Origin of the sequence: Thermocatellispora tengchongensis, assembly GCF_014202315.1 — a bacterium.
Taxonomy (GTDB): domain Bacteria; phylum Actinomycetota; class Actinomycetes; order Streptosporangiales; family Streptosporangiaceae; genus Thermocatellispora; species Thermocatellispora tengchongensis.
In genome coordinates this window covers 542,702-568,882 of sequence record NZ_JACHGN010000006.1, presented here as the reverse complement: position 1 = coordinate 568,882, position 26,181 = coordinate 542,702, and the positions used below count along the sequence as shown (strand labels likewise).

Genomic DNA, 26,181 nt, shown 5'->3' with positions numbered 1-26,181 from the left:
GGAGGTCTCGGCCGACTACATCACGGTGATGAACGACGACGGCACCCGCACCACGTACCGGGTGGCCAAGTTCAAGCGCTCCAACCAGGGCACCTCGTTCAACCAGAAGCCCATCGTCTCCGAAGGTGACCGGGTCGAGGCCAACCAGGTCATCGCCGACGGCCCCTGCACCGACAACGGCGAGATGGCGCTGGGCAAGAACCTGCTGGTGGCGTTCATGCCGTGGGAGGGTCACAACTACGAGGACGCGATCATCCTGTCCCAGCGTCTGGTGCAGGACGACGTGCTCTCCTCGATCCACATCGAGGAGCACGAGGTCGACGCCCGTGACACGAAGCTGGGCCCGGAGGAGATCACCCGCGACATCCCGAACGTCTCGGAGGAGGTCCTGGCCGATCTCGATGAGCGTGGCATCATCCGGATCGGGGCGGAGGTCGTGCCGGGTGACATCCTGGTCGGCAAGGTCACCCCGAAGGGTGAGACCGAGCTGACGCCGGAGGAGCGGCTGCTGCGTGCGATCTTCGGTGAGAAGGCCCGTGAGGTGCGTGACACCTCGCTGAAGGTGCCGCACGGTGAGCAGGGCAAGGTCATCGGTGTGCGGGTGTTCTCCCGTGAGGAGGGCGATGAGCTGCCGCCGGGTGTGAACGAGCTGGTGCGCGTGTACGTCGCGCAGAAGCGGAAGATCACCGACGGTGACAAGCTGGCCGGCCGTCACGGCAACAAGGGTGTCATCTCCAAGATCCTGCCGGTGGAGGACATGCCGTTCCTGGAGGACGGCACTCCGGTGGACATCATCCTCAACCCGCTGGGCGTGCCCGGCCGGATGAACGTCGGCCAGGTGCTGGAGACACATCTGGGCTGGATCGCGGCCAGAGGCTGGGACATCTCCGGGGTTCAGGAGGCATGGGCCGAGCGACTGCGGGAGAAGGGCTTTGAGAAGGTCGAGCCCTTCACCAACGTCGCGACCCCGGTCTTCGACGGCGCCCACGAGGAGGAGATCGTCGGCCTGCTCGGCAACACCATCCCCAACCGCGATGGTGACCGGCTGGTGCAGCAGAGCGGCAAGGCCCGGCTGTTCGACGGCCGCTCCGGCGAGCCGTTCCCGTACCCGATCTCGGTCGGCTACATCTACATCCTCAAGCTGCTGCACCTGGTGGACGACAAGATCCACGCCCGGTCCACCGGCCCCTACTCCATGATCACCCAGCAGCCGCTCGGCGGTAAGGCCCAGTTCGGCGGCCAGCGCTTCGGTGAGATGGAGGTGTGGGCGCTGGAGGCCTACGGCGCCGCGTACGCGCTGCAGGAGCTGCTGACCATCAAGTCCGACGACGTGACCGGCCGCGTGAAGGTCTACGAGGCCATCGTCAAGGGCGAGAACATCCCCGAGCCGGGCATCCCGGAGTCCTTCAAGGTGCTGATCAAGGAAATGCAGTCGCTGTGCCTGAACGTCGAGGTTCTGTCCAGTGACGGCATGTCCATCGAGATGCGTGACACCGACGAGGACGTCTTCCGCGCGGCGGAGGAGCTCGGCATCGACCTGTCCCGGCGCGAGCCGAGCAGCGTAGAAGAGGTCTGACGGTCCCCTGCGCGACCTGCGGGCGCCGGTCCGCGCCGGAAGGAAGGCGATCACCTTCCGGTGCGGGCCGGCCGGGCTCGGTGCGGTGCGTTACCCCCCGCCGCGAGCCCGCCGCCAGCCCCCCACGGTCCCTACGCGGTCCGCCGCGGTCCCGGCCGCCGTCGCCCTCGCCTCGGCGCGCGATCAGCCGCGCCGCGGGGTGACGAGGCCGGATTCGTAGGCGAACACCACGAGCTGGGCGCGGTCCCTGGCGCCCAGTTTGGTCATCGCCCTGCTGACGTGCGTCTTCGCGGTGGTCGGGCTGATCACCATGTGGGCGGCGATCTCGTCGTTGGACAGGCCGCGGGCCACCAGCGCGGTGACCTCGCGCTCGCGGTTGGTCAGCACGTCCAGGCCCTCGGCCGCGGGCGCGGGGCGGCGGGCGACGTACTCGCCGATCAGGCGGCGGGTGATCGCGGGGGACAGCAGCGCGTCGCCGCGGGCCGCGACCCTGACGCCCTGCACCAGGTCGGCGGGCTCGGTGTCCTTGACCATGAAACCGCAGGCCCCGGCGCGCAGCGCGTTGAAGACGTACTCGTCGAGGCCGTAGTTGGTGAGGATCACGACGTGGACGCCGCTCAGCCGCTCGTCGGCGGCGATCAGCCGGGTCGCCTCGATGCCGTCCATCACCGGCATCTGGATGTCCACGAGGGCGACGTCGGGCCGGTGCTCACGGGCGAGCGCGACGCCCTGCTCGCCGTTCGCGGCCTCGGCCACCACCTCGATGTCGTCCTCGATCTCCAGCAGGGCCCGGAAGCCGCCGCGGATGAGCGCCTGGTCGTCCACGAGCAGCACGCGGATCACGATCGTTCTCCAAGGGGAAGCTCGGCGCGTACGGTGAAGCCGCCCTCGGGGCGGGGCTCGGCCTTCAGCCGGCCGCCGAGCGCCGCGACGCGCTCGCGCATGCCGAGAAGGCCCGTGCCGGGCACGGGCGGCGCGTCCGGGTCGGCCTTGCCGTCGTCGTCGATCTGGACGACCAGTTCCTCGTCCGCGTAGTCGATGCGGACCGCCGCCGCCGCGTCGCCGGCGTGCCTGGAGACGTTGGTGAGCGCCTCCTGGACGATCCGGTACGCGGCCCGGTCCACCTCGGCCGGCAGCTCCCGACGCGTGCCGGAGATCGTCACCGTCGCCGGCAGCCCGGTGGAGCGGGCCCGCTCCACCAGATCGTCGAGCCGGTCGAGCCCGCTGGCCGGAGCCTCGTCCTCGGAGTGGCCGGGGTCGCGCAGCACCTCCAGGGTGGCGCGCAGCTCGCGCATGGCGTCGCTGCTGGCCTCCTGGATGGCGAGCAGCGCGGGGGGCACCTCCTCGCCGCGCCTGCGTGCCAGGTGAACGGCCACCCCGGCCTGGACCTTGATGATCGAGATGCTGTGCGTGAGGGAGTCGTGCAGTTCCCTGGCGATGCGCAGCCGCTCCTCGCCCGCGCGGCGCCGGGCCACCTCCTCGCGGGTGCGCTCGGCCTCGGCGGCCCGCCGCTCGGCCTCCTCCAGGTACGCCTGCCGGTGCCGGGTCACCGTCGCGACCACGCCGGCCGCCACGAACCAGCCGACCAGCAGGGTGGTGTTCTGGAGAATCTGCCCGGCCCCGCCGGCGCCGGGCAGGTTCACCACCAGGTCGGCGCCCAGGAAGACCGCGCCCGCCAGCGCCGCGGCCGGCCAATGACCGGCCCTGACCGCGGCGAACACCGACACCAGCACGGGAGAGGCCGCCAGCGGGCCCGGCTGGATGCGCGCCGCGACCACGAGCATGCAGGCCGTGCTGACGAGCAACGACACCAGCGGCGCCCGCCGCCAGGCGACGAGCGCGAGCGAGCCGGCGAGGGCGGCCGCGAGATCCAGCGCGCCGGCGCCGGGCGTGGCGAACACGATGACCGACAGCAGGATGGCCGTCGCCACGGCGAGCAGGCCGTCCTGGGCGAGCGGCGGCAGCCGGTCCAAGAACCTCATTTCACGTAGGTTAGGGGCTTTTCCGCCGAGGGTCCTCCGCAGGATGTCGTAATAATCCACTACTCCCTGGGATGTAGTCGGGCCGCCGCTACTTCCCAGGTGCCAGGCGGAGGAGTCTTCCCGGGCACGATGACCGCCCGCCTGCCCGGACACCACGATGTCCGGCATGCACACCATCCGAGTCAAGGGCGGGTTCCGCCATGTGAGCCCGCAGAGCCGCCGGCCGTCACCCCCTCGCACCGGAACCCGGCACGAGCGGGTCGTCGGCCACGCGGAGCCGCAGAGGACTGAGCGGCGTTGACGAGCAGAGAGTCGGTGACCGGACGACCGGTCAGCGAGCCGGGTGCTCGGCCGGGGCTCATCCTCGCCGCGGTGGCCGTCGTGCAGTTCATGGTGTCGCTGGACCTGTCGGTCGTGAACGTCGGGCTCCCGCGGATCGCCGCCGGCCTCGGCTTCGGCGCGGCGGGCCTGACCTGGGTGATCCACGCCTACGCGCTCACCTTCGGCGGGCTGCTCCTCCTGGGCGGCAAGGCCGCCGACCGGTACGGCCGCAGGCGGGTCCTGCTGCTCGGGCTCGGCCTGTTCGGCCTCGCCTCGCTCGCCGGCGGCTTCGCCCAGGAACCCGGCCATCTCGTCGCGGCCCGCGCCGTGCAGGGCATCGGGGCCGCCGCACTGGCCCCGGCCGCGCTGGCGCTGCTGACCGCGACGTTCCCCGCGGGCAGGGCCCGCGTCCGGGCCTTCGGCGTATGGAGCGCGGTGAACGCCGCCGGGGGCGCCCTCGGCGTCCTGATCGGCGGCCTGCTCACCGAGTACGCGAGCTGGCGCTGGGTGATGTTCGTGAACGTGCCGATGGCCGTGTGCGCGCTGGCCCTGGCCTGGCGGGCCGTCGCCGCCGACCCGCCGCCGGTTCGCGGCGGCCGTCCGGACGTCCTCGGCGCCGTCCTGGCCACCTCTGGCATGACCCTGCTGGTGTTCGGTGTCGTGCGCACCGACCAGTACGCGTGGACCTCGCCGGTCACCCTGGCGACCCTGGCGGTCGCCGCCGCGCTGCTGGCCGCCTTCGTCCACGTCGAACGGACCACCACCCGCGAACCGCTCGTCCGGCTCGGCCTGTTCGCCAACCGCTCGGTCGCCGGCGCGAACGCCTTCATCCTCCTGGTCGGGGCGGCCATGGCCTCGGCGTTCTACTTCCTGTCGCTCTACCTGCAACAGGTCCTCGGCACGGGGCCGGCCCTGACCGGGATCATGTTCCTGCCGTTCGCCCTCGGGGTGATCGCCGGCTCCGCGCTCGCCGTGAAACTCGGCTACCGTCTCGCGCCGCGGACCCTTCTGGTCATCGGCGGGCTGCTGACCGCGACCGGGTTCGCCTGGTTCGGCCTGATCAGCCCGGACGGAGCCTTCACCACCGACGTCCTCGGGCCCTCGATCCTGGCGAGCACCGGGTTCGGGCTCTGCCTCGCACCGGTCGTCTCCGTCGCCACCGCCGGCGTCGCGCCCCACGAGACCGGCATCGCATCGGGCCTGCTCAACAGCTCACGCCAGATCGGCGCCTCGCTCGGGCTGGCCGCACTCGGCACCGCCGCCCACAACCGCACCGGCCGGACCGCCACGCCCGAGGCGCTCAACGACGGATACGCGCTCGGCCTGACCCTCGGCGCCGTGCTCCTGCTCGCCGCCGTCCTCATCGCCCTCGCCGTCCTGCGCCGGAGCAGCCCGCCGTCACGGGCCGGGCAGGCCGGCGAGCCCGATGCACACCCCACCCCGCCCGCGCCGGCGGCGACGAGCGACCCTCCGCCGATCCAGGCGGCCGGTGGTCCGGCCGGGGCAACGCGGCCACCGGCTCGGCCACGGGCCTGGTCGCGACGAGACTGACGAAAGACGGGAGAGCCATGACCACCACCGGCCTCGCCCAGGCGAGGAAGCCGTCCACACCACCAGCGGACGCCGATCCCGCGGCGGGACAGAGCATGGCGGGGCTGTTGCGCCCGCACATCGGGAGTTTCGCCGCCGTCGTCATCCTCCAGGTCATCGGCGCCATCGCGGGGCTGGCGCCGCTGCTGGCGGTCGTCGAACTGGGGCGTACCCTGCTGTCGCCCGGCCCGATCGATCACGGTCACGTCTGGACCGTCGTGATCGCGGGCGCGGCCGGCCTGCTCGTACGGCTGCTGTTCACGGCCGCGTCCTCCGGGATCGGGCATGTCCTCGACGGCCAGGTGCAACTGTCGTTCCGCAGGCGGCTGGCCGCGCGGCTGGGACGCGTGCCGATCGGCTGGTTCTCCCGGCGCCGTACCGGCGAGCTGGCGAAGGTGGTGGGCGAGGACGTCAGCGCCGTGCACCCGTTCATCGCCCACACCCCCGGCGAGCTCGTCGCCGCATTCGTGGTGCCGCTGGTGTCGCTGATCTACTTGTTCGGCATCGACTGGCGGCTCACGCTGATCACGTTGATCCCGGTGGCGCTGGCGGTGGCACTGGTCCCGCTGATGATGACCCCCTCCCGGCTGCGCGAGCAGGAGGAGTTCGACGCGGCCATGGGACGGATCGCGAGTTCCGTCGTCGAGTTCGTACAGGGGATCTCGGTGGTGAAGGCGTTCGGCGGGTCCGAGCGCGCCCACCGTAGGTTCCTGACGGCCGTGGACGATTTCGTGCGCGTCTTCTACCGGTGGGTGCGCGGTGTCTCCGTCATCGCCGCGGGGATGCAACTGGCGCTGTCGCCGCCGTTCGTGCTGCTGGTCGTGCTGATCGGCGGTGCGACCCTGATCACGTCGGGTGGCATGGCCCCGGCCGACCTGCTGCCCTTCCTGCTGCTGGGACTGGGGCTGACCGCTCCGGTGGCGGCCCTCGGCCACGGCTTCGACGACATGCAGGCCGCCCGGCGCGCGGTCGGACGGATCCGGGACGTGCTCGCGGTGCCGCCGCTGCCGGAGCCCGCGAACCCGGTCGCGCCGCGGGGGCACCGGGTGGAGCTGCGCGGCGTCCGCTTCGGTTACGAGCCCGGTCACGAGGTGCTGCGCGGGATCGACCTGGTGCTCGAACCGGGGACGGTCACCGCGATCGTCGGGCCGTCCGGAAGCGGGAAGTCCACGCTGGTTCGACTGCTGCCGCGGTTCTTCGACCCGGCCCACGGCTCGGTCCTCCTGGGCGGCGTCGATCTGCGCGAGCTCGGCAGCCGGGAGCTCTACCGGATGGTCTCCTTCGTCTTCCAGGACGTTCGGCTGCTGCGCGCGTCGGTCGCGGACAACATCGCCCTGGCGGTGCCGCATGCCGGCCGCGATGATGTGGTTCGCGCCGCCCGGCTGGCGAACATTCACGATCGGATCCTCGAACTGCCGCGCGGATACGAGACGGTGATCGGGGAGGACGCCGAACTGTCGGGCGGCGAGGCACAGCGGATCTCGCTCGCCCGCGCGCTGCTCGCCGACACGCCCGTTCTGGTGCTCGACGAGGCGACCTCCTTCGCCGACCCGCAGACCGAACAGGCGGTGCGCCGGGCACTGGCGACGCTGGGCGGCGATCGTACGATCCTGGTCATCGCCCACCGTCTGGAGACCCTCGCCGACGCCGACACCGTGGTGGTGCTGGAGAACGGGTCGATCGTCGAGCGGGGCGCTCCCGCCGAACTGCTGGAGCGGAACGGGAAGTTCGCCGCGTTCTGGCGATCCCACCGATCGGCGATCACCGCTGAGGCCGCGACCCGCGGTGGCGTACTGCAAGGAGACGAGCCCCGATGATTCGAATGCTGCTGCGCGTGCTCGGACACGAGTACGCCCGGCCGATGCGCCGCACCATGGCCCTGATGACGACGACCGCGATAGCCGAAGGTCTGCTCTACGCGCTGCTGGTGCCGGTGCTGCGGGCGCTGTTCGGGCCCGAGCCCGGAGATGCCCGGCCGTGGCTGGTCGCGTTCGGAGCCGCGGTCGCGGTCTACGCGGCGCTGCGCTACATCAGCGATCTGAACGGTTTCCGCGTCGGGACCACGATGTTGCGGGGGGTGTATCACCGCCTCGGCGACCACCTGGCCCGGCTGCCGATCGGCTGGTACGGCGCCGGCCGCGTCGGGGAGGTCTCCGTCCTGGCCAGTCGCGGCGTCCTTCAGGCGATGTCCGTGGTGGTGCATCTGCTGGCGCCGTTCATCTCCGCCTGTGCGACCCCCCTGACGATCGTCGCCGTGATGCTCGCCTTCAACTGGCGGATGGGGCTGGCCGCGTTGGCCGCCGCCCCGATCGTGGCGGCGATCCAGGTCTGGACCGCTCGCTCGACGGCCGCCGCCGACGCGGAGCGCCACGAACGCGACCATGAGGCGAGCGCGCGGGTCATCGAATATCTCCAGGCCCAGCCGGTGCTGCGGGCCGGCGGCCGGACCGCCGAACGCTTCCGGCTGCTCGACGACTCGCTGCGGCACGTCCAGCGCGCGTCCCGCCGTACCGTGCTGGCGACGCTGCCCGGCGTAGTGGGCCTGACGGTCACGGTGCAGGCGATGTTCACCGTGCTGCTCGTCCTGGGCGCCTACCTCGCGCTCGGCGGGAACATCGGCGCGGCGGAGGTCCTGGCGATCCTGGTGCTCGCCGCCCGCTGCGCCGATCCGCTGCTGTCGCTGGCGGACATCGGCGGCAAGCTCCGCGCCACGCGGTCCGAGCTGGCCAGGCTGGACACGCTGTTGCGCACCGAGCCGCTGCCGGAACCCCGTGAACCGATCCAGCCGGTACGCCATGACCTGGAGTTCGACTCCGTCACCTTCCGGCACGGCGACCGCACGGTGATCGACGACCTGTCGTTGTCCGTGCCGCAGGGACAGCGGCTCGCCATCGTCGGCCCGTCGGGTGCGGGCAAGAGCACCTTGCTGCAGTTGCTCGCGCGGTTCTACGACGTGGACGCGGGCGCGGTGCGCGTGGGCGGCGTGGACGTGCGCGCGATCGACACCGAGGTGCTGATGGCGCGGATCGCCGTGGTCTTCCAGGACGTCTATCTCTTCGACGGCACGATCGAGGAGAACATCCGCCTCGGCCGTCCCGGGGCCGGCGAAGCCGAGGTGCGGGCGGCGGCGACCGCGGCGCGGCTCGACGAGGTGATCGAGCGGCTGCCCGGCGGATGGCAGGCCGATGTCGGCGAGGGCGGCGCCCTGCTGTCGGGCGGTGAGCGCCAGCGTGTCTCGATCGCGCGAGCGCTGCTGAAGAACGCGCCCATCGTGCTGCTGGACGAGGTCACCTCCGCCCTGGACCCGGTGAACGAGGCGGCGGTCCACGAGGGCATCGAGCGCCTGATGGCGGGCCGGACGGTGGTGATGGTGGCGCACCGGATGCGAACCGTCCAACGCGCCGACCGCATCGTCTTCCTGGACGGCGGCCGGATCGTGGAGGAAGGCGGCCACGACGACCTGCTGCGCCGCGGCGGCCGCTACGCCGGCTACTGGAACATCTCCCTGACCCCGGCGGCGAGTGAATGAGTCGCCGCTTGAGCCGTCGCCGGCCGTCAGCGGACGCGGGACCGCCCCCGAACCCGCCGGACGGCCGGGGGGCCGTGTTGCCGGCATGGCCGCAGGTGGCCAGTATGCCCTTCGACGAAGGGCGGGACACAGATGGCGCGGCAGGACACCAGGCGGGCTACCGAGCATTCTGCCCGGCGCTTGTCCGCGCGCACCGCGCGGATCGCCGCCGCCGCCGGCTGCGTGTTCGCCTACCTTGTGATGGCCGCGTACGTGCTGGTGGCGGTGAACCTGCCACCGGAGGTGCGGCCTGCCGGGTACGGCGGGGCGGAGTTGCTGGCCCCTGGTCTGTGCGCGTTGCTGGGCATGCTGATCGTGTTCCGCCGGCCGCGGCTGCTCGTGGCCTGGCTGCTGCTCGCCTTCGGCGCCTGCTCCGCGCTGCGCTGGCTGATGGGCTCGCTGGCCGGATTGGTCGAGCTCGCCGGCGATCCGCCGTGGGCGCTCCAGGCGGTCACGACCGGTGGGGTGGTGAGCCGGACCGCCGGCTATCTGCTCTGGCTGCTCATCCCGCTGCTGTACCCGGACGTATCCCTGCGGCGATCGCGCTGGCGATGGGTGTGCCTCGCCCTCGCCGTGTGGTGCCTGGGGCAGATCGTGGTGCTGACCCTGGCCCCGGTGCCGTCCGGCGGGATGGGGCCGCCGCCTTGGGCCGTGCTGGAGCCCGGCCCCGCGCTGGCGGTGGTGCTCGACGTGATGCGCCAGGTCAACGTCGTGCTGCCGTGGCTGAGCCTGGTGCCGTTGCTCATCCGATTCCGGTACTCCGGCCCGGACGTACGCCGCCAGATCGGCTGGCTGCTGCTCGCCATGGCCATCGGGGCCGTGCCCACCTACGAGTCCGGCCACCTGTGGCCGACCGTGCTGAGCGAGGCGGCCGTGCCCGTCGCGATCGCGGTCGCGGTGCTGCGCTACCGCCTGTACGCGATCGACACCCTGGTCAGCCGGGCCGTGCTCGGCGCGGCGCTGCTGGGGTTCGTCGCCGTGGCGTACCTCCCCGCGAGCGCGCTGACCGGCGTCGTGCTCTCCGGGCGGGGCGAGGTGGTCGCCGCGGTCGCGGGCATCCTCGCCGGGCTGGCCTTCCGCCCGGTGCACGCCACGTTGCAGCGCGGTCTCGACCGCATGCTGTACGGCCGCAGCGGCGACCCGCGCACGCACGCGCGGGCGCTGCAACGACAGATCCAGCGGGCCGGCCCGGCCGAGGCCCTGGCCGCCGCCGTGCAGGCCGTGATGAACGGACTGGCGGTCACCGGCGCCACGGTGACGGCGGGCAGGCAGGTGGCCTGCGGGGAACTCGGCCCGTCGCCGCGTGAGATCCCCCTGGTCTGGCATGGCGAACAGGTCGGCACGCTGTTGATCGGCGCGCCCGGACGGCGGCGTTTCCCGCCCGCGTACGAGCGCCGGATGCTCGCCGTCCTGGTCCCGATCGTGGCCGACGTGGCCCATGCGGTCAGGCTGGCCGAGGACCTGCGACACCATCGGGAGCGCGCGGCCGTGGCGCGCGACGAGGAGCGCCGCCGCCTGCACCGCGATCTGCACGACGGCCTGGGCACGGCGCTCACCGCGATGGCCATGTCCCTGGACGCCGCCCGCCGCTCGCTGGACGACTCGCCGGAGCACGCCTACCGCCTGCTGACGGACCTGCGCCTGAGCATGAACAGCGTCACCGCCGAGATCCGCGCCCTGGTCTACGACCTGCACCCGCCGGGCCTGAAGGAGCTGCGCCTGGAGGCGGCGGTACGGTCGCTGGCGGCCGAGGCGGGACCACCCGCCGACGTGCGCGCCACGGGCGACCTGACCGCTCTGCCACCCGCGATCGAGACCGCCGCGTACCGCATCGTGCAGGAGGCCGTGACGAACGCCCGGCGCCACGCCGGAGCGAGCAGGATCACGGTGGAGCTGAGCGGCGACGCCGAGCGGGTGCGGGTCCGGATCGCGGACGACGGAACCGGCCTGCCGGAGCGCCCCGTCCTGGGCGCCGGCCTGACGTCGATGCGCGAGCGGGCGGCCGAACTGGGCGGCACCTGCCTGATCGCGCCGGGCGAGCAGGGCGGCACAGTGGTAGAAGCGGTCATCCCACTGCCTCCGGGCCGGCTCACCCCGCCCGACGATCGCACCGCCGCCCCTGACGTCCGCCGCGCGCCGCCTCCCATCCGAGACATCTCGTCACCCGAACTTCTCACTTCCGAATAACCGGACGGCCCTCTCCACTTACCCGGTTAGTGTGGTCCCGGCCGGAGGAAATGACGTCAGGGAGGGCGTATGGGTCTCGGTGTAGCGTTGACGAAGCGCGTGGTCGGTGGGTTCAACTCCTGGATGGTGGCTCTGCGCTCCTCTCCCCGGTGGGGCCGGTTGGTCAGCCGGCACCTCACCGTCATCACCTACACGGGCCGGCGGTCAGGACGGACCTTCAGCACCCCTGTCGCCTACCAGCGCGAGGGCGACATCGTCCGGATCCCCGTCGCCCTGCCCGACGTCAAGAAGTGGTGGCGCAACTTCACCGGCGCCGGTGGCCCGATCTCGCTGGAGCTGGGCGGAGCCCATCACGCGGGGCACGCCGTCGCCCGGCGTGATGACAGAGGCCGCGTCACCGTGACCGTGCGACTGGACGGCTGACCGGATCGCGCTCCCGGTCAGGCGAGCCTGCCGAGATCCTCCCGCCGCACCTGATGCAGCAGCGGCCGCCCGGTGAGATAGCGCTTCAGCTCGGCGACGACGAGAGCCCCGAGGCGCTGGGTCTCGGTGCCGAGCGATCCGCTGATGTGCGGCGTGAGCTGGACGTTGGGCAGCCCGAACAGCGGCGAGTCCGGCGGGAGCGGCTCCGGGTCGGTGACGTCGAGGATGGCGTGGAGGCGACCGGTGACCAGCTCGCGTACGAGGGCGTCGGTGTCCACCAGCCCGCCGCGGGCGGTGTTGATGAGGGTGGCGCCGTCGGGCATCAGGGCGAGACGACGGGCGTCGATCATGTGCCGGGTCTCGGGCAGCAGCGGGGCGTGGAGGGAGACGATGTCGCTGCGCCGTAGCAGCTCGTCCAGGCCGGCCAGGGTGAAGCCGGGAGCGGGGACGGCATAGGGATCGGCGACGAGCACCTCGAAGTCGAAGGGGCGCAGCAGTTCCAGGACCCGGGCCCCTACCCGCGACAGGCCGACGAGCCCGACGACGCGGCGGTGGTTGGAGGCCGAGGGCACATGGACGCGGCCTTCCCACGCCCGGCCGGGACAGGCGGCGTACGTGCGGGTGTACCAGGGGATGCGCTTGCCCGCGTACACGATCGACGCGAGGGTGAACTCCGCGACGGGTACGGCGTTGGCCGCGGCGGCGGACACGACGACGATGCCGCGGTCCCAGCAGGCGTCGGATATCAGGCCGCGGATCGAGCCGGCGCCGTGGAAGACGGCGCGGACCCGCGGGGCCGCGGCCACGTCCACGGGCGGGCTGCCCCACGTGGTGATCATGATCTCGGCCTCGCCGGGAGTCGCGACCAGGGTGGTCAGCGAGCGCAGGGTGGCGTAGGAACGCTCGTCGAAGAGGCGGCGCACGGTCACCTCGTTCATGGCGAGGAACGTCTTCACCCCTTCACCGCCCCGAGGAGCACGCCCTTGGCGAAGTGACGCTGCAGGAAGGGGTACACGAGCAGGATCGGCACGAGGCTGACGACGAGGATGGCCATCTGGAGGGCCTGCTGCGGCGGAGGCAGCTCGGCGGCGAGGTTGAGCTGGTCGGCTCCGAGCGCGGCGTTGTCCACCACGTAGGTCCGCAGCACGAGCTGCAACGGCCACTTGCTGGTGTCGTTGATGTAGAGCATCGCGGTGAAGAAGCTGTTCCAGTAGGCGACGGCGTAGAACAGGCCGACGACCGCGAGCACCGCCTTGGACAGGGGCACCACGACCCTGAGCATGATCTGCAGCTCCCCGGCGCCGTCGATGCGGGCCGAGTCGATCAGCTCCCGCGGCAGGTCCATGAAGAACGCCCGCATGACGACGACGTTGAAGCCGTTCACCAGCACGGGCAGGATCAGCGACCAGTAGGAGTCGAGCAGGCCGAGCTGCTTGACGATCAGGTAGCTCGGGATGATGCCCGGCGAGAAGAGCAGCGTGAAGAGCACCGTCAGCAGCAGCGGCCGGTGGGCGAAGCTGCCGGGCCGGGACAGCGAGTAGGCCAGGCAGGCCGTGGCCGTGAGCGACAGCAGCGAGCCGACGACGGTGATCCCGATCGAGACCAGCAGCGCCCGGGTGACCACTCCCCCGGCGAAGATGGCGCGGTAGGCGTCCAGGCTGGGCTGCCGCGGCCAGAGCACCAGGCCGCCCGCCTCGCTGATCTCCTGCTGGCCGGCCAGGCTCGTGGAGATCACCGACATGAAGGGCAGGATCACGACGGCGCAGCACACGAGCAGCACCACGCCCTTGAGCGCGCGTACCGGCAGCGAGGGCGGGACGATACCGGTGACGGCGGCGCGGCGGGATCGCCGCCCGGCAGCGAGGATGATGCTCATCGAGCCTCCTTGGAGTACACACCGCGCTCCCCGAGCATGTGCGCGATCTTGTTGGCGCCGAGCACCATGGCCACCCCCACGAGACCCTTGACCAGGCCCACCGCGGCGGAGACGCCCCAGTTCCCGCCCAGGACGCCGTTGGTGTAGACGTAGGTGTCCAGGACCTCAGAGGCTTCCAGGCCGACGGCCCGCTGCTGGAGGATGATCTGCTCGAAGCCGACGGTGAGCACGTCGCCCAGCTTGAGTATGAGCAGCAGCACGATGACGCCCCTGATGCCGGGCAGGGTGATGTGCCACAGTTGCCGCCCGCGCGAGGCGCCGTCCACGGCGGCGGCCTCGTACAGGTGCAGGTCCACCCGCGAGAGGGCGGCCAGGAAGAGGATCGTGCCCCACCCGGCGTCCTTCCAGATCACCTGTGAGGTGATCAGCGCCTTGAACAGCGACGGATCGCCGATGATCTGGAAGCCCTCCAGCCCGCGGGCCCGCAGCCAGGTGTTGAGCAGGCCCGCGTTGCCGAGCATCTGCTGGAAGACGGCCACGACGATCACCCAGGACATGAAGTGCGGCAGGTAGAGCACCGACTGCACGGCGCGCTTGAGCCGTTCCGACAGCAGCGAGTTCAGCAGCAGCGCCAGCGCGATCGGCACCGGGAACACCAGCACGACCTGGATGAAGGAGATGATCAGCGTGTTGGCCAGCGCGTTGAGGAAGTCCGGGTCGCCGTTGAAGATCACCCGGAAGTTCTCCAGCCCCACCCACGGCGATTCCAGGATGCCGATGAAGGGCTGGTAGTCCTTGAACGCGATGACGTTGCCGAGCAGCGGCACGTAGTGGAACAGCACGATCACCGCCAGGCCCGGCAGGCCGAGCCAGAGCAGGAAGCGATCCCTGCGCAACGCGCCGCGCCGCGGCATCCGGTGCGTGACGGACATCCAACCCTCCATCGTGAACGGTCAGCGGGCGTGCGAGCCCATGACGATCGCCTTGGCCGGCTCCACGATCCCGGCCGTGTCGATCGAGCGGTAGCCGACGACCGTGGCGTCGCCGGGGTTGATCGTGAGCCCGCCATCCGGTACTGCCTGCCAGCCCGAGCCCTGGCCGACGATGCGGTACTCGGTCCGGGCCACCGCCGCGCCGTTGTACGCCTCGGCGGTGAAGCGGACGTGATCGGCGCCGGTGACCACGGCCGTCGTCTCCGGCGGGCGCCGGGCCGGGTCGGGGCCGAGATCCACCAGCTCCGCCTGGTCGAGCAGGAAGGCGGTGGCGCTGTTGGCCCAGAAGCGGACGCTGATCCTGGCGGCGCCCGCCGGAGGCACGAACTCGAGCTGCCGGGTGGTGTACTGGCCGGTGGGCGACGCGTCCGCGATGATCTTGCTGCCGGCGTGGCCGTAGGCGTCATCGACGGCGTAGGTCCAGAAGCGGACCGAGCCCGGACCGTCCACGCGGAAGCGTGCCGTGAGCCTGTAGCGGTTCTCGTCGCTGATCGTGACCCACTCCTGGTCGACGCCCTTGCCCGCCGCCGGGCAGGACACCCGCTGAACGCCGCCGGCGAGCGTGACCGTCGCCTGGCTCCCCTTGCTCCACCCGTCGGCCAGGCCGTCGGCGTCGGCGTCCCTGGTGAAGTCTCCGTTGGCCAGGAGGCTGGGGGCGGGCAGGGCGGCGGGGTCGGGGAAGGCGTTGCGCGCGAGGTAGCCCTTGAGGATCAGCTCCCGGTCCGTGGGCTGCGTGGCCTTCGCGGCCAGCCGGTTGGCATCGCTGGTCATCTGCTCGGTGTACTCGACGTCCCAGCCGTGCCACTCGGTGAAGGCGTGGTAGGTCCAGCTCCAGCCGTACTCCTCGAACAGCTCCGTGAGGTCGTTGATGTAGCCGGCCGCGCCGGGGGCCCAGCGAATGGCGCTGTACTCGCCGACGTAGATCGGCACCCGGTACTTCGACTGGATCCTGCGTATCGGCTTGAGCAGTTCCCTGAGGCGGTCCTTGTCCCAGTGCGCGTCGCCGTAGGGCTCCTTGAGGAGGCCCGGGTACGTCCTTCTGTCGGGCCAGTCAGTGGCGGCCGGCGCCTTGTTGAAGGTGCTCAGGCCCTGGTGGGTGTAGGAGTGGGGGTCGTAGACGTGCGGGCTGTAGATGACCTTGGGGTCGTTCAGCAGCGGGAAGTCACCCTGGTACAGGACCGGGTAGCCGGGTCCGGCGTCGATCCACTCGTTCTCGATGAAACCCCGCGGCAGCGCTCCCGGTCCCGGTTCCAGCACGATGGGAGTGGCGGTGTCGCGGGTCCGGATGTCGTCCGTGATGGCCTGCGCCCAGGCGGGCCACTTGCTCGCGCCCAGGGGCAGTTCGGCGCGGTTGTGCGGCTCGTTGAGCAGGTCGTAGCCCCAGATGTAGGCGCGATACGGCGTGACGCGCTCGACGATGTCACGCCACGCGTTGACCAGGACGTCCAGGTTGGCGTCGTCGGCCCAGAACTCCGGCCGCTGCGCCGCGATCCGGTCGGGGTTGGGCGGCTCGTGCAGGTCGATGACGCTCCACAGGCCCTGCCGGGCCGCCTCCCGCACGGCCGACTCCAGCGAGTCCAACTGCGACTGCCATGCCTGTGCCACCGTGGTGCCACGCGATGTCGCCACCGACTGCGGGTTGAGGTAGTAGCGGACCGCGTTGACGCCGAACCGGTTCCTGGCCCGGCCGAACTCGCTGACGCGTACGCAGTTGACGCCGCGGATCCGGGGCGGGTGGAAGCCCTCGCGCAGCGGAGCCGCGTACGCGGTGCCGGTCTGGTGGGCGAGGGCACCGCCGACGGCGACGGCGCCGCTGAGCTGGAGGAAGCGCCGCCGGCTCGTGCCGGTCATCCGTTGGCCTCCTCATACGCCTTGGCGAACTCGGCCTTGATCTGGTCGCCGCCCCTGCTGCGCCACTCGCGGACCGCTTCGTCCCAGGCGGAGAAGGGCTTGCGTCCTGCGTAGATGTCGCGCAGCGTGTCGGTGTAGTGCTTGTCCAGTTGGGCGAGCTTGCTGTTGAGCGTCTCGGAGAACAGCCCGATCGAGGGGTCGGGTACGGCCAGCGCCACGAGCTGCTGCTGGAAGGCGTGCTGGGTCTTGGTGAGGGCCGGCATGCCGGGCGTGTAGAGCACCTGCGGCGAGTCGGTGAGGTAGTTGATCGGCACCGTGACCTCCGTCTTGCCCAGCTCGGTGAGCGTCAGATCGGAGCCGCTCGGCTCGTGGTGCACTCCCTGCACGCCGTACTTGCGGAACCTGTGCTCGGCCGTGCCGAACGGCGCCGCCAGCCAGTCGCAGATGCGCAGCAGTTCGGCGATCCGCTCCTTGCCGGCCTTGCGCAGGGAGATGAGGCCCAGCGCGCCGCCGCCCGCCCAGTGCACGCCCTGGCCGCCGTCGCGGCCGGGAGGCAGGATCGCGCCCACGTAGTTCTCCGGGTCGGTGACTCCCGCGGGCGCGTTGCTCGCCCACGCGGCGAAGCCGTCCCGGTTGACGGCGATGGAGCCGCCCTGGAGCCACTGCTTGACCTGGACGGTGTCGGAACCGATCGAGTCGGGGTGGAACACGCCGTCCTTGAACAGCGTGAGCATGTCGCTGATCGCCTGCTTGGCCTGCTCGGTCTCGTAGTGGTGGGTGAACGTGCCGTTCTCGACCTGCCACATGTTGGGCGCACCGCTCATCTGCTCCAGGAAGGGCAGCAGGGTGTCCGGCTGGCCGAGCGCCCAGCGGTTTCTCTTGGTGTCGGTGAGGGCCTTGCACAGCTCGCGGAACTCCTCGAAGCTCCCCGGCTGGCGCTGCAGCCCTTTCTCGCGGATGAGGTCGTCGCGGACGAACATGACCGTCCCGACGATGCCTCGCGGCACGGGGATGCCGTAGATCCCGCCGTTGAAGGTGACGTTGCGCCAGCTCGGTGTGGGGATGTTGGCCAGGAAGGGGTACTCCTTGACGGCGTCACCCCCCAAGAATTCCGACAAATCCTGAAATTTCGCGCGGAGGAGCGCCGGGAACTGCGGTGGCTTCAACGCGGCGAAGAAGAACACCATGTCCGGCAGGTCCCCTCCCGCCACCACCGTGGTCAGCTTGTTGGCGTAGTCCGCGTTGGGGACGATGTTGAGGTTCAGGGTGGCGCCCAGGCGCTTGTTGAGTTCCTGCCAGTAGGCGTTCTGGCCGACGGCCGGCGGCACGGCGCCGTAGGTGAGCGTCATGGCGGTGACGGTGCCGCCCCGGCCCGGCGGCTGCGTGATGGCCGCGGCCGGATCGGCCGGGTAGGTCAGATACCCGGCGTCCACGCCGTTCGTGGTGGGCGCCAGGTCCGGCTTGACCCCCGCGTACGGAAGGTGGGACGGCAACCTGACCTTGGCGTTCGAGGACGGCGCCGAGGTTCCGGCGGGCTGGGTGGAACAGGCGGCCAGCAGCGGGCCCGGCAGGGCCGCGAAGAGCGCGGCGCCACCCAGGCCCCGGATGAGGGAGCGGCGGGTCACGTGGGGGGACATGACGGGTTACCTCCTGGTGAGATCCCACGGGAAGCGGGTTCGGCCGAGCTCGGTGAGCGCGGCGCGGAAACGGTCATCGGTGGCGAACAGGACATGGCATTCGGCCGGCGGCGCCCCCTCGCCGCGGACGAGCTCGATGCGGATTTCGTTCCAGCCCTCGCGCAAGCCGACCGGCCCCGACGAGCCGGGCGTGCCGCGGTGGCAGGGCCGGATCTCCCGTGGGCCGGGCGCCTCGGCCACCAGCGCGCCGTTGGCCCACAGCCGTACGGCGCAGGTGGCCTCGACCGCGAGCCAGGCGTCCACGGCCCGCGGCGCGTGCGCGAAGGTCTGCAGATACCGCACGCCGGGATCCACCGGCACCGCGTTGCCGGTCGCGTACACCTCGCGCCAGCTCCGGTCCTGGCCGCTGACCCGGTAGGCGGAGGCGCCGAGCAGCACGATCGGCACGGCGGGAGGCTCCGGCCTGCCGGCCGGGGACAGGCTCAGGAAGAGCCGGTTGCTCACGTCGAGCACCGTCCGGTCCGGCGCCTCCACCTGCCAGGTCAGGGTCGCGCTCGCGCCGGCCGGCAGCTCCACCTCCTGCCGGCCGGGCGCCTTCCAGCCGTCGGGTACGGCGAGCGCCGCCCGGACGGTGATCGGCACGCGGCGCGTGTTGCGCACGACGGTGGTCAACTCCTTGACCTGGCCGGGGATCACTACCGGGCCGTCACCGTGGGCGACGGAGACGTGCACGTCGGGCCCGGAGTGCACGACGGTGGTCGGGCTGCGGTTCCACAGGTCGGCGATGGAGGAGTCGGCGTAGAGGTCGGCCTCCGGCGTCCGTACCACCTGGCCGTTCAGCCGCAGCGCGACGGCCCGGATCCGCTCGGTGAGCTCGGTCAGGGTGTCCGGAACGAGCCCGGCCAGGCCACGCACGCCGCCCCACGACTCGTTGGTGGCGATCTGCTCGCCGAGCGGCGCGGTCCACTTCTCGGGGAGTCCGGACCGTCCGGCCAGGATGCCCAGGAAGGCGCCGACCGCCGCGCCCGAGGAGTCGGTGTCGTAGCCGCAGTTGACCGTGGTGCACAGCGCGTCGCCGAAGTCGTCGCCGTACAGCAGGCCGATGACCTGGAAACCGAGGTTGATCGGGGAGTACTGGGCCACGTGGTGCGGCGCGGCGGCGATGACCCGCCGCCGGGTCTCCAGCCGATCCAGCCCCGCCTCGAAGCCCGCCACCGCCGCGCGGATGGCCGCCGCCGTCCTGCTGGACTCGGGCACGTAGGACAGGCCGATATCGACGAGCTTGCGTCTGTCGCCGACCACGAACGCGGCCGACTCCAGCGCGGCGTTGAACAGCTCGCCGTAGACCGACTCGCCCCCGGCGTGGTCCAGGATGGCGTCCTGGAAGGCGTAGCGGGCGGCGGTCCTGGGCGCGCCCGGCGCGACGCAGGCCCAGATCTCGGCGCGGATCGGGCAGCCCATGCAGTCGGCGAACCAGTTGTTGTGACTGCCGGTCAGCGGCGGCTCCAGGCCCAGCCTGAGGTTGGCCTTGGCCATGCCGTACTCGTCGAAGTTGTAGCCGACATGGTCGAGCCAGTAGCGGGCCAGGTCCCGAGCGGTGAGCGCGGGTCCCACCTCTTCCAGCGCCAGCAGCCAGATGAGCTGTAACTCCAGGTCGTCGTTGGGGATGCCGCCCTCGCGCAGCTCGGGATACCAGCGCACGTCCAGCGGTTCCGGCCGGCCGTACAGTTGCTCGACGGGCGCGCCGAGCGTGCCGCCGGCGTTCTTGCCGAGCCAGCATCCGTGCACCTTGTCGGCGTACAGGTCGCCGCGAAGGTCGATTTCCAGCATGGGACTCCTCAAGGGGTGCGGAAGGTCCAGGCCCCGGTGCCGAAGGCGACCGCCTCGCCGCCGGGGCGAGTGCGTGGTCCGAGGCTGGCCGGGCAGGGAGGGCTGGTCATGGGCCGGATCCCGTCTCAAGGAAGTTCACGCACCGGTAACCGTCATCACATTCCGGCGCAACACGGACAGTAGAAATAACCGCCTAACCTGTCAAGGCATCAGGCCATCAGGCAATGGCATCGCGAGCAGATAACCTGCTAACCTGTCGCCCATGACAGCGACCTCCCCTGGTGAAGGCCTGCCGCTGTATCGGCAGATCGTCAACGAACTGCACGCGGCGATCCTGCGGAACGAGTACGTGCCCGGTAAGCCGTTCATCTCGCAGCGCGAGGTGTGCGAGCGATTCGGCGTCAGCACCGCGACCGCCGTGCGCGCGCTGAACGAGATGGTCGGCCAGGGCATCCTGATCAGGCAGCGCGGCCGCGGCACGTTCGTCGCCGAGCGGGACGTCCGCGCCGCCGCGACGCCGGGCGAGCGCGAGACGGCCACCATCGCCTGCGTGCTGTTCGGCCTGGGCAGCGGTCATGTGAGCGGGATGCTCAGCGGGGTCGAGGCGATGTGCAAGGAGATGGGATACCGGCTCCTGCTGTCCAACTCCGAATGGTCGCCGGAACAGGAACTCCTCGCGCTGCGGCAGGCTCGGCAGGACGGAGTGTCGGGCATCGTCCTGTTCCCCGTCGAGGGGAGTTCCAACGCGCTGGCCATCGAGGAGATCCGCCAGTCGGGCATCCCCGTGGTCATGGTGGACCGCTACCTTCCCGAGATCGCCACCAGCGCGGTCACCGCCGACAACGTGGCCGTCGGCTACCGGGTCACCGAGAAGCTCATCGAGCAGGGGCACCGGCGCATCGCGACGCTCTGGGACGAGATCGACTGCACCAGCGTCCGCGACCGGCTCACCGGCCACAAGCAGGCGTTGGTGTCCTACAAGGTGCCGGAGGACCCCGAGCTCACCGTGCTCCGCTCCTACCAGAAGATGCCTGAGGCGACTCGGCGGCAGTACCTCGCCGGGCTGCTGGACGGCCCCGAACCCCCCACGGCGCTGCTGTGCGCGCACGGCTACGCCCTCGCCACCGCCATGCAGGACCTGCGCGACCTGGACCCCGCCCTGCTGGACCGGCTCGCCCTGGCGAGCATGGACGACGTCGCGCCGTTCGACATCGTGCCCTTCATCACCGCGGCCGCGGTCCTGCCGTCCAAGGAGATGGGCCGGGCAGCCGTCGAGCTGCTTCAGGAGGACGGGGCGCGGCACATCGTTCTGCCCATCGAGGTGCGCGAAGGCGCCCGCTGACCTCTCCCGCGAACGGAGGAACATGCACGACGACCGCAAGCTGATCGAAGGACGTCTCGAACGGGTCTTACGCGAACGCATCCGCCCAGCGGTCCACCGATCCCCCATCCCCATGGAGATCGCGCTGTGGACGTCGCCGGACGGGCCGGTCCCGGTCGCCGCGGGACTCTCGGCCCCCTACCGTCCCGCGTCCGCGGGCGAGCCCTGGGGCGCCCCCTGGGCGACCGCCTGGTTCCGTTTCACCGGGCTGGTGCCGGAATCCTGGCGCGACCGCACGGTGGAGGCCATCGTCGATCTCGGCTTCGCGATGGACCGGCCCGGTTTCTCCGCAGAAGGGCTCGCCTACCGGCCGGACGGGACACCGATCAAGGGGCTCAACCCGCGCAACACCTGGCTCAGAATACGGCCGGCGAGCGACGGGCGCGTGCGGTTCCACGTCGAAGCGGCCGCCAATCCGCTCATCGAGGGTCCGGTCACGCGTCTGGGCGACCCGCTGACCGCCGGTGACGAGCCTCTTTACCGCATCGTCCGCGCGGACCTGACGCTCTTCGACGAGACGGTCTGGCACCTCGTCCAGGACCTGGAGGTCCTCGGCCAGCTGATGCGCGAGCTCGACCTCGCCGATGCCCGGCGATGGACGATCCTGCGCGCCATCGGCGACGCCCTCGACGCCGTGGATCTGGACGACGTGCCCGGCACCGCGGTTCTCGCACGTCATCGGCTAGAGGGTGTGCTGTCGGCCCCGGCCCACGCGACCGCGCACCGGATCTCCGCGGTGGGTCACGCGCACATCGACTCCGCGTGGTTGTGGCCGGCCCGCGAGACGGTGCGCAAGGTGGCGCGCACCGCGGCGAACGTCACCGCGCTCATGGACGACCATCCCGAATTCGTCTTCGCGATGTCGCAGGCGCAGCAGTTGGCCTGGCTGCGGGAGCACCGGCCCGAGATCTACACGCACGTCAAGAAGAAGATCGCCTCCGGGCAGTTCGTCCCGGTCGGCGGCATGTGGGTGGAGTCCGACACCAACCTCCCCGGCGGCGAGGCCCTGGCCAGGCAGTTCGTGCACGGCAAGCGCTTCTTCCTGGAGGAGTTCGGCATCGAGACCCAGGAGGTCTGGCTGCCCGACTCCTTCGGCCTCTCGGGCGCCCTGCCGCAGCTCATCAAGCTCTCGGGGTCGCGCTGGTTCCTCAGCACCAAGCTGTCATGGAACACCACCAACCGCTTCCCCCACCACACGTTCCGCTGGGAGGGGATCGACGGGACCCGGGTCTTCGCCCACTTCCCCCCTGTCGACAACTACAACTCCGAGCTTTCCGGAGCGCAGGTGGCGCATGCCGCGCGCAACTTCGCCGACAAGGGCGTGGCCTCCCGGTCGCTGGCGCCCTTCGGCTGGGGCGACGGCGGAGGCGGGCCCACCCGGGAGATCCTGGCCCGAGCCGCGCGGCTGGCGGATCTGGAGGGCTCACCGCGCGTGACGGTCGAGAGCCCGGCGGCGTTCTTCGCCGCGGCCGAGGCCGAGCACCCGCAGGCACCGGTGTGGGTGGGTGAGCTGTACCTGGAGATCCACCGCGGCACCTACACGACCCAAGCCAAGATCAAACAGGCCGGCCGCCGCACCGAGCACCTTCTGCGCGAAGCGGAACTCTGGTCGGCGACCGCGGCCGTCCGCGCCGGTTTCGCCTACCCCTACGCCGCCCTGGACCGGCTGTGGAAGACACTGCTGCTCCACCACTTCCACGACATCCTGCCCGGGTCGTCCATCAGATGGGTGAACCGGGAGACCATGGAGCACCTCACCGCGGCCCAACAGGAGCTGGAGGGCATCATCGGTGACGCCCTGCGGGCGCTCGGCGCCGGACGCGGGCGGGTTCCCGTCGCCTTCAACGCCGCCCCGCATCCCAGGAACGGCGTCGCCGCGCTCGGCGCGTCCACCCCACGGGCCGGTGACCACGCCCAGGTGCGGGCGGAGAAGCCGCCCGGCGGCGGGTACGCGCTGGACAACGGGCTGGTCCGCGTCACCGTGGACCAGCGTGGGCTCATCGTGTCGATCGTGGACGCGGCCACCGGGCGGGATGCCGTGGCCCCGGGACAGGCGGCCAACCTCCTGCAGATCCACCCCGACCTGCCCAACGAGTGGGACGCCTGGGACATCGACGCCCACTACCGCAACGTCGGGCACGACATCACCCACGTCGCGTCCATGACGCTCCTCGATGACGCGCTGCGGGTGGAGCGGACGCACGGGGCCTCCGCCTTCACGCAGGTGATCTCGCTGCGCCCCGGGGAGCGGACCGTCTTCCTGGAGTGCGAGGTGGACTGGCACGAACGGGAGAAACTGCTCAAGGTCGCCTTCCCGTTCGACCTGCACGCCGAACGCTCGGCCGCGGAGACCCAGTACGGCCACATCCACCGCCCCACCCACACCAACACCTCCTGGGAGGCCGCCAAGTTCGAGATCTGCGCGCACCGGTGGATCCACGTCGGAGAGCCGGACTGGGGGGTGGCCGTGGTGAACGACTCCACCTACGGCCACGACGTCACCAGGGATCGTCGCGCTGACGAGGGGACGACCACGACGGTCCGGCTGTCCCTGCTCCGCGCCCCTCGCTTCCCGGATCCCGAGACCGACCAGGGGCGGCATCGCTTCCGCTACACGGTGGTCCCCGGCGCGGGCATCGGCGACGCGGTCCGCGAGGGCTACCGTCTCAACCTGCCGGCTCGTCATGTCCTGGGGACGGGAGAGGTCGAGCCGCTGGTGAGCGTCGGCCACGACGCCGTGATCGTCGAGGCCGTGAAGCTGGCCGACGACGGCTCGGGCGATCTGGTGGTGCGGGTGTACGAGGCCCACGGCACCCGGGCGCGCGCCCATCTCCACGTCTCGGCCGCGATCCGGTCGGCCGCCGAGACCGACCTGCTCGAACGCCCCATCGCGGATCTCGTTCACGACCGCGCGGGCATCCCGCTCACGCTGCGCCCGTTCCAGATCCGCACCCTGCGCATCAGGAGGGCGGCGTGAGCGAGGCGGCCGCCGTCATCCGGGCGCGGCTGCTGGCCGCGTTACGCCAGGAGGAGCCGGGAACACCGGTCACACCCCCCGCCGGCGACGGCACCTGGCCCGACATCGACTACACCGACCGGAGCGTGGCCACGTGGGCTCCCTTCGAGCACGTGACCAGGCTCGCCCACCTCGCGCGAGACCGGCCCGGCCAGGCGATGCGGGCCCTGGACGCCTGGCTGCGGCTCGACCCCGTCTGCCCCAACTGGTGGTACAACCAGCTCGGCGTCCCCCGTCGCCTGGGCGACGCCGCCCTGCTGCTCCATCCCCGTCTGACGGCCGCCCAGCGTGAACGGGTGGGCGAGCTGCTCGGCAGGGCGACCTGGGACCGGATGACGGGTCAGAACCTGCTGTGGACGGCCCAGGTCGCCATCCGCCGCAGTCTGCTCGCCGAAGACCTCGCCGGCCTGGCCGAAGCGTTCCGCCGCGCGGCGGGCCTCCTGGTCACCACGTGCGAGGAGGGCATCCAGCCCGACTACAGCTTCCACCAGCACGGCGCGCAGCTCTACTCCGGTGGGTACGGCCACACCTTCGCCATGGAGACGGCGGCCCTCGCCGCGCTGTGCGCCGGCACACCGCTGGCGTTCTCCGGCGAGGCGCTCGCCGTGCTGTCGGACTTCCTGCTCGACGGGCAGCGGTGGATGGTCCATGCCGGCCGCTACGACATCACCTGCATGGGGCGGGAGAGCTCGCGCGAGGGCAACGCGGCGCACGCCGCCCGGCTCGCCTCGGCGGCACGGGCGCTGGCCGACGCCGGCGCGCCCCGCGCGGACGAGCTGCGCGCCTTCGTGGAAGGCGGGCACCCGCCCACGGGCACGCGCGCCTTCTGGCGTTCCGACTACCTGGCCGTCCACCGTCCGGCCTGGTCGGCGGCGGTCAAGGTGTCCTCGTCCCGCACCGTGCTCTCCGAGGCCGGCAACGGCGAAGGGCTGGCCGGATGGCACCTGTGCGACGGTGTCTGCCACCTGTGGCGCACCGGCGAGGAGTACCACGAGCTCTGGCCGGTCCAGGACTGGCGGCACCTGCCGGGCGCCACCGTCGCCTACCGCGGCGGGCCGTTGCCCTTGAGCGACTTCGGCGACCACACCGGGGGCTCGGAGTTCGCGGGCGTGCTCTCCGACGGCCGGTACGGCATGGCCGCCATGCACCTGCGGCGCGACGGCGTGGAGGCGCGCAAGGCATGGTTCTTCTTCATGGAGGAGTTCGTGGCGCTCGGCACCGGGATCACCGGAACCGATGCCGGCACCCCCCTGCACACCACCATCGACCAGACGGCTCTGCACGGCGAGGTCCGCCACACTGCTCAGGCGATCCACCACAACGGCGTCGGCTACCGGTTCCCCGAGCCGGCCCCGGTGACGATCCGGGCCGGCCTGCGGTCGGGCAGTTGGGCCGGCATCAACCGCTCCCAGTCCGGCAGGCAGGTCTCCGCCCGGGTCCTGGAGATGTGGATCGACCACGGTCCCCGTCCCGACGGGGCCACGTACGCCTACCTCACGATCCCCGGCATCCCGCCGGAACGGATCGACGAGCCCAGGCCGGTGACCGTGCTCGCCAACACGCCAAGGGCGCAGGCCGTACGGCACGGCGGAGCGGACGTCACGCAGATCGTTTTCCACCGGCCGGGGACGCTCGGCCTGCCGGGCGGGGACGCGGTCACCGTCGATCGGCCGATCCTCCTCCAGTTCTCGGGAGCCTCGGACATCGCCGCCGCCTGCCCCATGGCCAGGGGCGGCGGCCTCGTCATCGACGCGCGCCGCGGCGGGAAGCGGCGAGAGGTCCGCCTCGACCTTCCCGACGGGCCCGGCGCGGGAGCCACGGTCCACGCCAGGTGGTGATCGCAGGAACATATCAGCGGATCGTGCAAAGATTCGTCGCACCGTCAATGGCCCTGCGCGGCGCCCGGACCCAGAATCCTGGTAACACCCACGTCTTCGGCACGTAACCAGTG

General features: G+C 71.4%; 17 protein-coding genes. 9 read left to right on the top strand and 8 right to left on the bottom strand.

The window, feature by feature from the left end:
* Window positions 1–1,576, top strand: a 1,576-nt coding sequence (locus HNP84_RS17200) for a DNA-directed RNA polymerase subunit beta (protein ID WP_446697327.1), incomplete at its 5' end; no start/stop codon positions are given.
* Window positions 1,577–1,759: 183 nt separating this feature from the next.
* Here HNP84_RS17200 and HNP84_RS17195 read toward each other — a convergent pair.
* A complete protein-coding gene (locus tag HNP84_RS17195; RefSeq protein WP_185050714.1) occupies window positions 1,760–2,419 on the bottom strand; it encodes a response regulator in 660 nt (219 codons plus the stop codon).
* The gene (locus HNP84_RS17190; protein ID WP_185050713.1) at window positions 2,416–3,558 is read right to left on the bottom strand and encodes a sensor histidine kinase; all 1,143 of its coding nucleotides are present in this window, start codon (window positions 3,556–3,558) and stop codon (window positions 2,416–2,418) included. The genes HNP84_RS17195 and HNP84_RS17190 overlap by 4 nt, the downstream gene beginning before the upstream one ends.
* 315 nt (window positions 3,559–3,873) lie before the next feature.
* Here HNP84_RS17190 and HNP84_RS17185 point away from each other — a divergent pair, with 315 nt between their 5' ends.
* From HNP84_RS17185 to HNP84_RS17165, 5 genes are all read left to right on the top strand, one after another.
* Window positions 3,874–5,430 (top strand): MFS transporter, encoded by a 1,557-nt coding sequence (locus HNP84_RS17185; protein ID WP_312925038.1) that lies wholly within the window; start codon window positions 3,874–3,876, stop codon window positions 5,428–5,430.
* Between the two features lie 17 nt (window positions 5,431–5,447).
* Complete coding sequence (locus HNP84_RS17180) at window positions 5,448–7,286, top strand: ABC transporter ATP-binding protein (RefSeq protein ID WP_185050712.1); 1,839 nt, start codon at window positions 5,448–5,450, stop codon at window positions 7,284–7,286.
* On the top strand, window positions 7,283–8,998 hold the full coding sequence (locus HNP84_RS17175; RefSeq protein ID WP_185050711.1) for an ABC transporter ATP-binding protein: 1,716 nt from the start codon (window positions 7,283–7,285) through the stop codon (window positions 8,996–8,998). The genes HNP84_RS17180 and HNP84_RS17175 overlap by 4 nt, the downstream gene beginning before the upstream one ends.
* Window positions 8,999–9,178: 180 nt before the next feature.
* Entirely contained in the window at window positions 9,179–11,224 is a 2,046-nt protein-coding gene (locus HNP84_RS17170) for a sensor histidine kinase (RefSeq protein ID WP_185050710.1), read from the top strand.
* A gap of 69 nt (window positions 11,225–11,293) precedes the next feature.
* On the top strand, window positions 11,294–11,647 hold the full coding sequence (locus HNP84_RS17165; RefSeq protein WP_185050709.1) for a hypothetical protein: 354 nt from the start codon (window positions 11,294–11,296) through the stop codon (window positions 11,645–11,647).
* Between the two features lie 17 nt (window positions 11,648–11,664).
* Here HNP84_RS17165 and HNP84_RS17160 read toward each other — a convergent pair whose 3' ends face one another.
* Genes HNP84_RS17160 through HNP84_RS17135 form a run of 6 tightly spaced genes read right to left on the bottom strand, consistent with a single transcriptional unit; the run spans window position 11,665 to window position 19,833 of the window.
* On the bottom strand, window positions 11,665–12,585 hold the full coding sequence (locus tag HNP84_RS17160) for a hydroxyacid dehydrogenase (protein WP_185050708.1): 921 nt from the start codon (window positions 12,583–12,585) through the stop codon (window positions 11,665–11,667).
* 14 nt (window positions 12,586–12,599) lie between these two features.
* Window positions 12,600–13,523: a carbohydrate ABC transporter permease gene (locus HNP84_RS17155; RefSeq protein WP_185050707.1), complete on the bottom strand. Its 924-nt coding sequence runs from the start codon at window positions 13,521–13,523 to the stop codon at window positions 12,600–12,602.
* The gene (locus HNP84_RS17150; protein ID WP_246518218.1) at window positions 13,520–14,455 is read right to left on the bottom strand and encodes an ABC transporter permease; all 936 of its coding nucleotides are present in this window, start codon (window positions 14,453–14,455) and stop codon (window positions 13,520–13,522) included. The genes HNP84_RS17155 and HNP84_RS17150 overlap by 4 nt, the downstream gene beginning before the upstream one ends.
* A gap of 21 nt (window positions 14,456–14,476) precedes the next feature.
* Window positions 14,477–16,366: a glycoside hydrolase family 5 protein gene (locus HNP84_RS17145; protein ID WP_185050706.1), complete on the bottom strand. Its 1,890-nt coding sequence runs from the start codon at window positions 16,364–16,366 to the stop codon at window positions 14,477–14,479.
* Window positions 16,363–18,003, bottom strand: coding sequence for an extracellular solute-binding protein (locus HNP84_RS17140; RefSeq protein WP_185050705.1), 1,641 nt, complete (start codon window positions 18,001–18,003; stop codon window positions 16,363–16,365). Before HNP84_RS17140 ends, HNP84_RS17145 begins: the two co-directional genes overlap by 4 nt.
* Before the next feature lie 6 nt (window positions 18,004–18,009).
* Complete coding sequence (locus HNP84_RS17135) at window positions 18,010–19,833, bottom strand: ADP-ribosylglycohydrolase family protein (RefSeq protein WP_185050704.1); 1,824 nt, start codon at window positions 19,831–19,833, stop codon at window positions 18,010–18,012.
* A 262-nt stretch (window positions 19,834–20,095) separates the two neighbouring features.
* Here HNP84_RS17135 and HNP84_RS17130 point away from each other — a divergent pair, with 262 nt between their 5' ends.
* From HNP84_RS17130 to HNP84_RS17120, 3 genes are read left to right on the top strand one after another with little or no spacing between them, the layout of a single operon-like run.
* Window positions 20,096–21,175 carry a GntR family transcriptional regulator gene (locus HNP84_RS17130; protein ID WP_185050703.1) on the top strand — a complete coding sequence of 360 codons (1,080 nt, stop codon included), beginning with the start codon at window positions 20,096–20,098 and terminating at the stop codon, window positions 21,173–21,175.
* 22 nt (window positions 21,176–21,197) lie between these two features.
* Window positions 21,198–24,191: an alpha-mannosidase gene (locus HNP84_RS17125; RefSeq protein ID WP_185050702.1), complete on the top strand. Its 2,994-nt coding sequence runs from the start codon at window positions 21,198–21,200 to the stop codon at window positions 24,189–24,191.
* Complete coding sequence (locus HNP84_RS17120) at window positions 24,188–26,068, top strand: polysaccharide lyase family 8 super-sandwich domain-containing protein (protein ID WP_185050701.1); 1,881 nt, start codon at window positions 24,188–24,190, stop codon at window positions 26,066–26,068. The genes HNP84_RS17125 and HNP84_RS17120 overlap by 4 nt, the downstream gene beginning before the upstream one ends.
* Window positions 26,069–26,181 lie beyond the last annotated feature (113 nt).